The organism is Bartonella sp. AA1HLJMS (assembly GCF_042197445.1).
Taxonomy (GTDB): Bacteria; Pseudomonadota; Alphaproteobacteria; order Rhizobiales; family Rhizobiaceae; genus Bartonella.
The window spans coordinates 1-13061 of record NZ_JBHIRW010000007.1; the positions used below are offsets into that span (position 1 = coordinate 1).

Annotated in this window: 8 protein-coding genes, 1 tRNA gene and 1 pseudogene; all 10 read left to right on the plus strand. The window is 40.5% G+C overall.

Features of this window, described 5'->3' with window-relative positions:
* Positions 1 to 65: pseudogene (locus ACFIQE_RS03410) on the plus strand (elongation factor Tu); the annotation flags it as partial.
* Positions 66 to 112: 47 nt separating this feature from the next.
* Positions 113 to 188 (plus strand) — tRNA-Trp (locus ACFIQE_RS03415).
* Between the two features lie 199 nt (positions 189 to 387).
* The gene (gene secE, locus ACFIQE_RS03420; protein ID WP_273790652.1) at positions 388 to 600 is read left to right on the plus strand and encodes a preprotein translocase subunit SecE; all 213 of its coding nucleotides are present in this window, start codon (positions 388 to 390) and stop codon (positions 598 to 600) included.
* A 20-nt stretch (positions 601 to 620) separates the two neighbouring features.
* The gene (nusG, locus tag ACFIQE_RS03425) at positions 621 to 1151 is read left to right on the plus strand and encodes a transcription termination/antitermination protein NusG (RefSeq protein ID WP_273790740.1); all 531 of its coding nucleotides are present in this window, start codon (positions 621 to 623) and stop codon (positions 1149 to 1151) included.
* 150 nt (positions 1152 to 1301) lie between these two features.
* Complete coding sequence (rplK, locus tag ACFIQE_RS03430; protein WP_273723157.1) at positions 1302 to 1730, plus strand: 50S ribosomal protein L11; 429 nt, start codon at positions 1302 to 1304, stop codon at positions 1728 to 1730.
* A gap of 4 nt (positions 1731 to 1734) precedes the next feature.
* A complete protein-coding gene (gene rplA / locus ACFIQE_RS03435) occupies positions 1735 to 2439 on the plus strand; it encodes a 50S ribosomal protein L1 (protein WP_375613460.1) in 705 nt (234 codons plus the stop codon).
* Between the two features lie 354 nt (positions 2440 to 2793).
* Positions 2794 to 3312, plus strand: coding sequence for a 50S ribosomal protein L10 (gene rplJ, locus ACFIQE_RS03440; RefSeq protein WP_012755027.1), 519 nt, complete (start codon positions 2794 to 2796; stop codon positions 3310 to 3312).
* A 101-nt stretch (positions 3313 to 3413) separates the two neighbouring features.
* A complete protein-coding gene (gene rplL / locus ACFIQE_RS03445; protein ID WP_273790654.1) occupies positions 3414 to 3785 on the plus strand; it encodes a 50S ribosomal protein L7/L12 in 372 nt (123 codons plus the stop codon).
* Positions 3786 to 4074: 289 nt separating this feature from the next.
* Positions 4075 to 8223: a DNA-directed RNA polymerase subunit beta gene (gene rpoB, locus ACFIQE_RS03450; protein ID WP_375612113.1), complete on the plus strand. Its 4149-nt coding sequence runs from the start codon at positions 4075 to 4077 to the stop codon at positions 8221 to 8223.
* Positions 8224 to 8395: 172 nt separating this feature from the next.
* Entirely contained in the window at positions 8396 to 12607 is a 4212-nt protein-coding gene (gene rpoC / locus ACFIQE_RS03455) for a DNA-directed RNA polymerase subunit beta' (RefSeq protein WP_375613463.1), read from the plus strand.
* Positions 12608 to 13061: the final 454 nt, after the last annotated feature.

The window sequence follows — 13061 nt, forward strand, 5'->3', positions numbered from 1 at the left end:
GTTTTGCTATTCGTGAAGGTGGTCGTACTGTTGGTGCCGGTATCGTCTCTAAGATCATTGAATAAATAATGCTTGTTAAAGGGGTGTTAAAAGTGTTTTAGTTTTGAGAGTTAGGGGTATAGCTCAGTTGGTAGAGCGGCGGTCTCCAAAACCGCAGGTCGCGGGTTCAAGTCCTGCTGCCCCTGCCAAAGAGGGATTTTACATATAAGGGAGTGGATTTTGCTACCTTTTTCGCTTTTTTTGATATGGGGCTTGTTTTTTTGTGTGTGAAACGGTATTGAATAGAAAGTAAGGAAATTGCATAAGTCTGAAAGTTGGCTTTTGCATTTTTTCCTGTTTATTTTGTTCTATAAAACACAATAGGACTAGAGAGAGTATAGTGTGACGATGGCATCTAAAACCAATCCGATTACCTTTTTGAAGCAGGTTTATGCAGAAACAATTAAAGTGAAATGGCCTACACGTCGTGAGACGGTTATTTCTACTATTATGGTTTTGTTGGTAACTGCATTGGCTTCAGCTTTCTTTTTTATTGTGGATCAGGTTATGCATTTTGGTGTTTGGCGGGTTATTGATCTTCTGAAATATCTTTTTAGTTGAGAATGTAAGGAAATGTGACTGTGGCAGCTCGTTGGTATATTGTTCAGGCATATTCAAATTTTGAAAAGAAAGTAGCGGAAGCTATTGATAAGGAGGCAAAGCAAAAGGGACTTGATCATCTTTTTGAAAAGATTTTTGTTCCAACAGAGCGTGTTGTAGAGGTTCGTCGTGGACGCAAAGTTGATACTGAGCGAAAATTTTTTCCTGGTTATGTTCTTGTTCGTGCTGAGTTAACAGATGAAGTTTATCATCTTATTAAGAATACGCCTAAAGTGACAGGTTTTTTAGGGTCGGATGCGCGTCCTGTTCCTATTTCTGATCGAGAGGTTGAACAAATTCTCAAACAAGTTCAGGAAAGGGTTGAGTCTCCAAAGTCCTCTGTATTGTTTGAGGTTGGAGAGCAAGTTCGCGTTGCTGATGGTCCTTTTGTTTCGTTTAATGGAATTGTTCAAGAGGTTGAAGAAGAGCGCTCTCGTCTTAAGGTTGAAGTGCTTATTTTTGGGCGTCCTACGCCTGTTGATTTGGAATTTGGTCAGGTTGAAAAACTCTGATTAAACTTAGAGTAGTTTTAATTACTTTAAGGAAGGAGTGGGAGGTGATTTATAGCTTTTGTCGGCTTAATGATCCGAACCACGTGACTGCAAGCGGGTAACGGGCAAGATGAATTGTCAGTATACCAGTGAAATTAAAGGCAGATTGTTATGGCAAAAAAAAGTATAGGTCAGCTTAAGTTGCAGGTCCCTGCAGGAGCTGCTACTCCATCTCCACCAATTGGTCCAGCTCTTGGGCAGCGTGGTATTAATATCATGGAATTTTGTAAGGCGTTTAATGCAGCGACACAAGAAATGGAAAAGGGGGCACCGATTCCAGTTGTTATTACGTATTACCAAGATAAGTCTTTCACCTTTTCTCTCAAGACGCCTCCTGTATCATTCTTTTTAAAGAAGGAAGCAAACCTGAAATCTGGCTCAAAAGAGCCTGGTAAAGTGTCTGTAGGAAGCATTTCTCGCGATAAAATTCGTTCGATTGCGGAATCAAAGATGAAAGATCTTAATGCGAATGACATTGAGGCAGCAATGCGTATGGTTGAAGGTTCTGCTCGCTCGATGGGCTTGGAAGTGGTGGGCTAATATTATGGCAAAAGTAGCAAAAAGAATAAAAAATATCCGAAAAGATATTGATTTTAATGAACTTTACGCTTTAAAAGATGCCGTTTCAATGGTTAAGGAGCGTGCCGTTGCTAAGTTTGATGAAACAATCGAAATTTCAATGAACTTGGGTGTTGATCCTCGTCATGCTGATCAAATGGTTCGAGGCGTTGCTCATTTGCCTAATGGAACAGGGAGAAATATTCGTGTTGCCGTTTTTGCTCGTGGGGATAAGGCTGAGGAAGCTAAGGCGGCAGGAGCTGATATTGTGGGTGCCGAAGATTTATTTGAAAGCGTTAATAGAGGGACTATAGATTTTGATCGTTGTATTGCAACGCCAGACATGATGCCTCTTGTTGGTCGTCTTGGTAAGATTCTTGGTCCACGGAGTTTGATGCCGAATCCGAAAGTTGGTACTGTAACACTTGATGTCGCCGGTGCTGTCAAAGCTTCTAAAGGTGGTGCTGTTGAGTTTCGTGTGGAAAAAGCTGGTATTGTGCATGCTGGTATTGGTAAGGCTTCTTTTGGTGTTGAAAAAATCGTAGAAAATATAAAAGCCTTTGCAAGTGCAGTTATTAAAGCCAAACCGCAAGGTGCAAAAGGTGAGTATATTAAGCGCGTTGCTGTTTCGTCGACTATGGGAATTGGTGTTAAAGTTGATCCAGCAACGGTTCGTTCAGAGCTAGTATAAGCTGATTTATAATTTTGTTTTGGGGTATGGGAATATCAAAATTGTATTTAAAATGCTGATTTTGATCAGCTCGCTATCTAAGCTTTATAGGGCTTAGGTTGTACCGGGAGAAATTCCGGAATATCCTGTCCGAGATTGTAGGTGATGCTTTTAAGTATCTTAATCAAAAAAACCTGCATGAGACTGGGGTAAAAACTGAGAGTTAAAAGACTTAAAGGGTTTGAGCCAAGGTTGCCTTTGAACGCTGTGCGTAAAAAAGGGGACAGGATCCTCATCGGTGACATGAAGTATTTTATGTTATCAAAGGTAACCAACAGGTTTGTTTTAAGCAAATCTGTTAAATGGAGAGAGACAGTGAATAGAGCGGAAAAACGCGAATTTGTTACATGGCTTAACGAGGCTTTTCGGAAGTCTGGTTCTGTTGTTGTTGCACATTATTCCGGTCTGACAGTTTCACAGATGAATGATCTGCGTTCGAAAATGGGTGAAGCTGGCGGTGCCGTTAAGGTCGCCAAAAACCGTCTTGCTAAAATCGCTCTTCAGGGCACGGAATCTGAATCGATAGTGGGTTTGTTTACTGGACAAACACTTATTGCTTATTCAGAAGATCCAATCACAGCACCGAAAGTTGCTGTTGATTTTGCGAAAAGCAATGACAAATTTGTCATACTTGGCGGTTCAATGGGTGCAACAAGTTTAACTGTAGATGCTGTGAAGTCATTGGCTTCATTGCCTTCATTAAACGAGTTGCGTGCAAAACTTGTGGGTATGATTTCTACCCCTGCGACCCGTATTGCACAGGTTGTTAATGCCCCTGCTGGTCAGGTTGCACGTGTCATTGGAGCATATGCTCAGGAGGATAAGGCGGCTTAAGGCTGTTTGTATTCACGTTTATGGAAGAGCTTTAATGCTTTTCTGTTTTTTTGAATAAGATTTAATAATGGTTCAAATCTTTTAATTGAAGGAATTTAAAAATGGCTGATCTAGAGAAGATCGTAGAAGACCTTTCTAATCTAACCCTTTTGGAAGCCGCTGAGCTTTCTAAGTTACTTGAAGAAAAGTGGGGAGTTTCGGCTGCTGCTCCTGTAGCTGTAGCTGCTGTTGCTGGTGCTGCTGCTCCAGCTGCTGAAGAAAAAACAGAATTTGATGTTATTCTTGTTGAAGGTGGCGCACAAAAAATTAATGTTATTAAGGAAGTTCGTGCTCTTACTGGACTTGGTCTTAAAGAAGCTAAAGATCTGGTTGAAGGTGCACCTAAGCCTATTAAAGAGGCTGCTTCTAAAGAAGAAGCAGAAAAAATTAAATCTCAACTTGAAGCTGCCGGTGCTAAGGTGGAACTTAAGTAAATTTAATTTTATCGGCGGGCATTTATGTTCGCCGATTTTCTTTCTCTTAATACAAAGAGGGAAAATAATGAGTAAAAAACTTTTCTCAATGGTTTCGTAACAGGAATGGGATAGGTTTGGATTACTTACCCCTTCATCATAGAGTCAAAGAGATAAATGGCTTATGTTGGTGGGGAAAGTTAATGATGCTCATTATTGAGTGTCAAGTGAACTGGTCTGCATATGCAGGTTAATGGTATAAGGCTTTCAAGGTTGGTCTACCTTGAAGAGTAAAGATCAAGGAGCGACGATGGCTCAGACTCACGCAATGATGTCTCAATTCAATGGTCGTAAGCGCGTACGGAAATTTTTTGGTAAGATTCCTGAAGTAGCAGAAATGCCGAATCTTATTGAGGTTCAAAAAGCCTCATACGATCAATTTCTCATGGTTGAGGAACCGAAAGGTGGGCGACCAGATGAAGGTTTGCAAGCTGTTTTTAAATCGGTTTTTCCTATTTCAGATTTTTCCGGTACAGCTATGCTTGAGTTTGTAGGTTATGAATTTGATTTACCAAAATTTGATGTTGAAGAGTGCCGTCAACGTGATTTAACTTATGCTGCCCCATTAAAGGTCATATTGCGTTTGATTGTTTTTGATGTTGATGAGGATACTGGCTCCAAAGATATCAAAGACATTAAAGAGCAAGGCGTTTATATGGGCGATATGCCTTTAATGACGACGAATGGTACCTTTATTGTTAATGGTACGGAGCGTGTTATTGTTTCTCAGATGCATCGTTCTCCTGGTGTCTTTTTTGACCATGATAAAGGAAAGTCCCATTCATCAGGAAAGCTTCTTTTTGCTGCTCGTGTTATTCCGTATCGTGGTTCTTGGCTTGATATTGAGTTTGATGCTAAGGACATCATTTATGCGCGTATTGATCGACGGCGCAAGATTCCTGTTACTAGTCTTTTGATGGCATTAGGTATGGATGCGTCGGATATTTTATCGACGTTTTATGATAAAGTGACTTATGAGCGTGATGGAGAAGGATGGCGAGTTCCTTATTCTGTGGATCGCTTTAAAGGAATGAAGCTCATTTCTGACCTTATAGATGCAGATAGTGGTGAAGTCGTTGCGGAGGCTGGTAAAAAATTAACAGTTCGTACTGCGAAGTCTTTGGTAGAAAAAGGACTTAAAGCGGTTAAAGTTAGTGAAGATGATTTATTAGGTTGTTATCTAGCCGAAGATATCGTCAATTACGAAACAGGTGAAATCTACCTTGAAGCTGGTGATGAAATTGACGAAAAAGTATTAAAAGTTCTGCTCGATGTTAGTGCTGATCAAGTCAATATTCTTGATATTGATCACATGAATATTGGCGCTTACATCCGCAATACTTTGAAGGTGGATAAAAATGAAAGTCGGCAGGATGCGTTATTTGATATTTACCGGGTGATGCGTCCAGGTGAACCTCCAACAATCGATACAGCAGAAGCAATGTTCCATTCATTGTTTTTTGATCCAGAGCGTTATGATCTTTCAGCTGTCGGGCGTGTTAAGATGAATTTACGTATGGATCTTGATTGTCCAGACACAGTTCGCATTTTACGCCAAGAGGATATTCTTGCTGTTGTTAAGATGTTGGTTGAATTGCGTGATGGACGTGGTGAAATTGATGATATTGATAATCTTGGCAACCGTCGCGTTCGTTCCGTCGGGGAGTTGATGGAAAATCAATATCGCATTGGTCTTCTTCGTATGGAGCGTGCGATAAAAGAGCGTATGTCATCGGTTGAAATTGATACAGTTATGCCACAGGATTTGATTAATGCAAAGCCTGCGGCAGCAGCAGTCCGTGAATTTTTTGGGTCTTCACAATTGTCGCAGTTTATGGATCAAACCAATCCATTGTCAGAAATTACCCATAAGCGCCGTCTTTCTGCTCTTGGTCCAGGTGGTTTGACACGTGAACGTGCGGGTTTTGAAGTTCGTGACGTACATCCTACGCATTATGGTCGTATTTGTCCGATTGAAACACCAGAAGGCCCCAACATTGGTCTGATTAACTCCTTAGCAACATTTGCGCGAGTTAACAAATATGGCTTTATTGAAAGCCCATATCGAAAAATTATTGATGGAAAAGTCACAAAAGAAGTTATTTATCTTTCAGCGATGGAAGAAGCAAAGCATTATGTCGCTCAGGCTAATTCTTCATTAGATAACGAAGGTCGTTTTATAGAAGAGTTTGTTGTTTGCCGTCATGCTGGTGAAGTTTTAATGGCGCCGCGTGATCATGTTGATTTGATGGATGTTTCACCAAAACAGTTGGTTTCAGTTGCAGCAGCGCTTATTCCTTTTTTGGAAAATGATGATGCGAATCGTGCGCTTATGGGATCGAACATGCAGCGTCAAGCAGTTCCTCTTGTACGCGCTGAAGCGCCATTTGTTGGGACGGGAATGGAATCTATTGTTGCGCGCGATTCAGGAGCTGCTGTGAGTGCAAAGCGTAGTGGTGTTGTTGATCAAGTCGATGCTACCCGTATTGTTATCCGTGCAACAGAAGATTTAGATCCTTCAAAATCAGGCGTTGATATTTACCGCTTACAGAAATTTCAGCGTTCTAATCAGTCCACTTGTATTAATCAGCGTCCTCTTGTACATGTCGGTGATAGGGTAGAGAAAGGTGATATCATTGCAGATGGTCCATCCACGGATCTTGGTGATTTGGCTCTTGGGCGGAATGTTCTCGTAGCCTTTATGCCTTGGAATGGATACAATTATGAAGATTCTATTTTGTTATCCGAGCGCATTGTTGCTGATGATGTGTTTACTTCAATTCATATTGAGGAATTTGAAGTTGCGGCACGCGATACAAAACTTGGACCTGAGGAAATTACGCGCGACATTCCTAATGTTGCGGAAGAAGCGTTAAGAAATCTTGATGAAGCTGGCATTATTTATATTGGTGCTGAAGTTCAACCCGGTGATATTTTAGTTGGAAAGATTACCCCGAAAGGTGAAAGTCCCATGACGCCGGAAGAAAAGCTTCTGCGTGCAATTTTTGGGGAAAAGGCATCCGATGTTCGTGATACTTCTATGCGTATGCCTCCTGGGACTTTTGGTACTGTTGTTGAAGTTCGCGTTTTTAATCGCCATGGTGTGGAAAAAGATGAACGTGCGATGGCAATTGAGCGTGAAGAAATTGAGCGTTTAGCAAAAGACCGTGATGATGAACAGTCTATTCTTGATCGCAATGTTTATGCGCGCCTCACCGATATGTTGACAGGTAAAGTTGCTGTAGAAGGTCCGAAAGGCTTTTCGGGTAGTAAAAAGCTTGATAGTACAGTAATGGGGCATTATCCACGATCCCAGTGGTGGCAATTTGCTGTTGAGGATGAAAAGCTTCAAAATGAAATTGAAGCTTTGCGCAAGCAATATGATGAATCAAAAGAAGCATTACAACGTCGCTTTATGGATAAGGTTGAAAAGGTCCAAAGAGGTGATGAAATGCCTCCTGGTGTCATGAAAATGGTGAAAGTTTTTGTGGCTGTGAAGCGCAAAATCCAACCAGGTGACAAGATGGCGGGGCGTCACGGGAATAAGGGTGTTGTTTCACGTATTCTTCCCGTAGAAGATATGCCATTTCTTGAAGATGGGACCCATGCTGATATCGTCTTGAATCCGCTTGGTGTGCCTAGTCGTATGAATGTTGGACAAATTCTTGAAACGCATCTTGGTTGGGCATGTGCGGGGATGGGCAAGAAGATTGGTGCTTTGTTAGAGTTATATCAAGAGACTGGGGATATATTGCCGTTGCGTCAGCGTATTGAAAATCTTATGCCTGATGATAATCATAATGAACCAGTTCGTCAGTATGATAATGAAAGCCTTTACAAATTGGCATTGCAGATGAAGAAAGGGGTTTCAATTGCAACGCCTGTTTTTGATGGAGCACATGAGTCTGATATTAACATGATGCTGGAAGACGCAGGCTTAGATAGTTCAGGGCAGGTTACGCTTTATGATGGTCGTACTGGGGAGCCTTTTGATCGCCCAGTAACGGTGGGATATATTTACATGTTGAAATTGCATCACCTTGTTGATGATAAGATTCATGCACGTTCTATTGGTCCCTATTCACTCGTTACGCAGCAGCCATTAGGAGGTAAGGCACAATTTGGTGGTCAGCGTTTTGGTGAAATGGAGGTTTGGGCACTTGAAGCTTATGGTGCTGCATACACTTTGCAGGAGATGCTAACAGTAAAATCAGATGATGTGGCTGGTCGAACAAAAGTCTATGAGGCAATTGTGCGTGGTGATGATACATTTGAGGCAGGTATACCCGAAAGCTTTAATGTGTTGGTAAAAGAAATGCGCTCACTTGCTCTTAATGTGGAGCTTGATGATGCGCGTGAACTTATTGCACAGCGGGCATTGTCTGATACGGCAGAATAATAATTCAAGGAGCGCACTAGAAAAAGGCTGCGCTCTTATTGCTTTAAGAGGCTCAATAACCTTATTAAGGCTATACAGGTCGTTTTTAAAAGTAAATGTATTTTAAAGAAGATTTGTTATAAAATAAATGAGATATTACAACAGGTTCTAAGAATCTTTGAAGGAGAACAGCATGAACCACGAGGTCATGAATCTTTTCAATCCTCAAGCGCCAGCGCAGACATTTGACTCTATTCGTATTTCTATTGCGAGTCCTGAGAAAATTTTGTCCTGGTCGTATGGTGAGATTAAGAAGCCTGAGACGATTAATTATCGGACTTTTAAACCAGAGCGTGATGGTCTTTTTTGTGCACGTATATTTGGCCCTATTAAGGACTATGAATGTCTATGTGGCAAATATAAACGCATGAAGTATAAGGGCATTATTTGTGAAAAATGTGGTGTAGAGGTTACTCTTTCGCGTGTACGTCGTGAGCGTATGGGGCATATTGAACTTGCGGCACCCGTTGCGCATATATGGTTTCTTAAATCATTACCAGGTCGTATTTCTACACTTTTAGATTTAACTTTAAAAGATATTGAACGGGTTCTTTATTTTGAGAATTATATTGTAACCGAACCAGGGTTAACATCTCTTAAGCTCCATCAGCTTCTTTCTGAAGAAGAATATATGCTTGCTATTGATGAATTTGGAGAAGATCAGTTTACAGCTATGATTGGCGCTGAAGCTATTTACGAGCTTTTAGCTAGTATGGAGTTAGATAAAATCGCTAATGATTTGCGTCTTGAATTAGCTGAAACAACTTCAGAGTTAAAGCAGAAAAAATTGATTAAACGACTTAAAATCGTTGAAAATTTTCTTGAATCTGGAAATAAGCCAGAGTGGATGATTATGAAAACAATTCCGGTTATTCCACCGGATTTGCGTCCATTGGTTCCGCTTGATGGTGGGCGTTTTGCGACATCAGATCTGAATGATCTTTATCGGCGTGTTATTAATCGTAATAACCGCTTGAAGCGGCTGATTGAATTGCGAGCTCCTGGAATTATCGTACGCAATGAAAAGCGTATGGTACAAGAAGCTGTTGATGCATTGTTTGATAATGGACGGCGTGGGCGTGTGATTACTGGAGCCAATAAACGTCCTCTTAAGTCTTTATCAGATATGTTGAAGGGCAAGCAAGGACGTTTTCGTCAGAACTTACTTGGGAAGCGTGTTGATTACTCGGGGCGTTCTGTTATCGTGACGGGTCCTGAATTAAAATTGCATCAATGTGGTCTTCCCAAAAAAATGGCTCTTGAATTATTTAAGCCTTTTATTTATGCACGGCTTGATGCAAAAGGCTATTCATCAACGGTAAAGCAGGCAAAGAAGCTTGTTGAAAAAGAACATCCAGAAGTTTGGGATATCTTGGATGAGGTTATTCGTGAACACCCTGTTTTACTCAACCGCGCGCCAACATTGCACCGTTTGGGGATTCAGGCTTTTGAACCTATCTTAATTGAAGGCAAAGCTATTCAACTTCATCCACTGGTGTGTACTGCTTTTAATGCAGATTTTGATGGTGATCAGATGGCGGTTCACGTGCCGCTTTCTCTTGAAGCACAGCTTGAAGCCCGTGTTTTGATGATGTCCACCAATAATATTCTTCATCCGGCAAATGGTGCTCCCATTATTGTTCCCTCACAGGATATGGTTCTTGGTCTTTATTATCTTTCAATTGTTTCTGAAAAAGAACCAGGTGAAGGAATGGCCTTTTCTGATATAGGTGAGCTTCATTATGCCTTGGAAAATAAGGTTATAACGCTTCATACGAAGATTAAAGGCCGTGTTAAGAATATGGGGAAGGATGGAAAAGAAGTCTCTAAACTTTATGATACGACACCTGGTCGTTTGATTATCGGTGAGCTTTTGCCAAAAAGTGCGGATATCTCATTTGATATTGTCAATCAAGAGATGACGAAAAAGAACATTTCTAAAATGATTGATCATGTTTATCGGCACTGTGGACAAAAAGAGACGGTTATTTTTTGTGACCGTATTATGCAGCTTGGCTTTTCTTATGCTTGTCGTGCAGGAATTTCATTCGGTAAGGACGATATGGTTATTCCTGATAGTAAGTCGCGTTTAGTCGCAGAAACAGAAGCTTTGGCTAAGGAGTACGAACAGCAATATAATGATGGTTTGATTACACAAGGTGAAAAATACAATAAGGTTGTAGATGCTTGGGGTAAATGTACAGATCGCGTCGCAGATGAAATGATGAAACGTATTCAAGCTGTCGATTTTGATCCTAAAACAGGTCGTCAACGGCCGATGAATTCTATCTATATGATGTCGCACTCTGGTGCTCGTGGTTCTGCTAACCAGATGAGACAATTGGCCGGTATGCGTGGATTAATGGCAAAACCATCGGGTGAAATTATTGAAACACCCATTATTTCAAATTTTAAAGAAGGTCTAACTGTTAATGAATACTTCAATTCCACGCATGGTGCACGTAAAGGACTTGCTGATACTGCGTTAAAGACGGCGAACTCTGGTTATTTAACACGGCGTCTTGTTGATGTTGCACAGGATGCTATTATTTCAGCAGTTGATTGTGGTACCGCAAAAGGGCTTACCATGCAGCCGATTGTTGATGCAGGACAAATTGTTGCCTCCCTTGGGCAAAGAATTCTTGGTCGTACAGCGCTTGTTGATATTCTACATCCTGTCTCTGGAGAGGTTATCCTTGAAGGTGGAGCAATGATTGAGGAAGCTGATGTCGCGAAGATTGAAGCAGCTGGGATTCAATCTGTTCAAATTCGTTCTGCATTAACATGTGAAACACGTCTTGGTGTTTGTGCAAAATGCTATGGTCGTGATTTGGCGCGTGGAACACCTGTTAATCAGGGAGAAGCCGTTGGTGTTATTGCTGCTCAATCCATTGGTGAGCCGGGAACACAGCTTACTATGCGTACTTTCCACTTAGGAGGAACTGCGCAGGTTGTTGATTCATCGTATTTAGAGGCATCTTATGAAGGTAAGGTGGAGATTCGTAATCGTAATGTAGTTCGTAACTCTGAAGGCCATTTGGTTGTTATGGGGCGTAATATGGCTATCCTTATCAAGGATGAGTTAGGAAAAGAGCGCGTTGTACATCGTGTTAGCTATGGTGCTCATATTTTTGTTGATGATGGTGATGTGGTTAAACGTGGCCAACGTATAGCAGAATGGGATCCTTATACACGTCCAATTTTAACGGAAGTTGAAGGCTATGTGGGTTTTGAAGATATGATTGATGGTTTATCTGTCACTGAAACAGCTGATGAATCTACGGGTATTACGAAGCGTTTGGTGATTGATTGGCGCGCTAATCCACGTGGTGCGGATCTTAAACCAGCTATTATTATTCACACGGATAAAGAAGGTGAATCCATTGCTAAATTGTATAAGGGAGGTGAAGCCCGTTATATGATGTCAGTGGAAACTATTCTTTCTGTTGAGCTTGGTGCTCATGTTAAGGCTGGTGATGTTATTGCTCGTTTGCCAATGGAAAGTGCCAAGACGAAAGATATTACGGGTGGTCTTCCTCGTGTGGCTGAGCTTTTTGAAGCGCGTCGTCCAAAGGATCATGCGATTATTGCTGAAGTTAGTGGTACAATTCGATTTGGCCGTGGTTATAAGAATAAACGTCGTATCATTATTGAACCAAATGATGAAACTCTTGAGGCAGTAGAATACTTGATTCCAAAAGGTAAGTTGTTCCACTTCCAAGAAGGCGATCAAATTGAAAAGGGAGATTATATCCTTGATGGTAATCCAGCACCTCATGACATCTTGGCGATTAAGGGGGTTGAAGCTTTGGCATCTTATCTTGTTAATGAGATTCAGGAGGTTTATCGTTTGCAGGGAGTTCTTATTAATGATAAGCACATTGAAGTGATTGTTCGTCAAATGTTGCAAAAAGTTGAAATTACTGAATCTGGAGATTCTGGTTATATTCCAGGTGATAATGTTGATCGTATTGAACTTGATGAAATCAATGATAATTTGATTGCAGAAGGTAAGAAACCTGCATCTGGTAATCCCATTCTTCTTGGAATTACAAAAGCTTCTCTTCAAACGCCTTCTTTCATTTCGGCGGCATCGTTTCAGGAAACAACACGTGTTCTTACTGAAGCAGCAGTTTCTGGTAAAATTGATACTTTGCAAGGACTTAAAGAGAACGTTATTGTCGGTCGTCTTATTCCAGCAGGTACGGGTGGTACAATTTCTCAAATCCGTCGTATTGCTGCAGTTCGTGATGATTTGATTGTAGATGAGCAGCGTAAGTCTAGTAATAACGAAGTGGCTAAGGCTATGTTGACAAATATGACAACTGGGGCCGTTGCTGAATAATTTAAATACAACATCACATAATAAAAAACGTCTGAATAGAACGTTCAGACGTTTTTTTATTTCGAAATACAGAAGTTGTATATTTTCTTGAAAAATATCAAAAATTATAAGGCGATAGTTATTTTAAACATCTTTAGTAGCTTATTGTTTTGTAATGATGCTTATCTTTTTTGTTACTTTATTTTAAAGTTTCTTAATTTCTAAAAGCAGTATAGAAAGTTTTGTCCCAAATATGTGAAACTCAAAAATCATATTCAAGGAAAAGAGTTGATTATCTACAAATCAAATAATGATTGATTTTGAATTTGAGGAAATTTTTTGATTGATATCTTCTATAAAGCTTTAAAAAGACTTATAATGAAAGATCAATAGTCTTTTCTGTAATCTAAAAAATAATTGATTCTCTACTATACAATGCTTGTACGATAAGAATGTATTTTCTTATAAATTAGAA

Excerpts from the sequence above, each read along its gene's own strand:
- secE (WP_273790652.1), top strand. The coding sequence starts at position 388 with ATGGCATCTAAAACCAATCCGATTACCTTTTTGAAGCAGGTTTATGCA.
- rplK (WP_273723157.1), top strand. The coding sequence starts at position 1,302 with ATGGCAAAAAAAAGTATAGGTCAGCTTAAGTTGCAGGTCCCTGCAGGA.
- rplA (WP_375613460.1), top strand. The coding sequence starts at position 1,735 with ATGGCAAAAGTAGCAAAAAGAATAAAAAATATCCGAAAAGATATTGAT.
- rplL (WP_273790654.1), top strand. The coding sequence starts at position 3,414 with ATGGCTGATCTAGAGAAGATCGTAGAAGACCTTTCTAATCTAACCCTT.
- rpoB (WP_375612113.1), top strand. The coding sequence starts at position 4,075 with ATGGCTCAGACTCACGCAATGATGTCTCAATTCAATGGTCGTAAGCGC.
- rpoC (WP_375613463.1), top strand. The coding sequence starts at position 8,396 with ATGAACCACGAGGTCATGAATCTTTTCAATCCTCAAGCGCCAGCGCAG.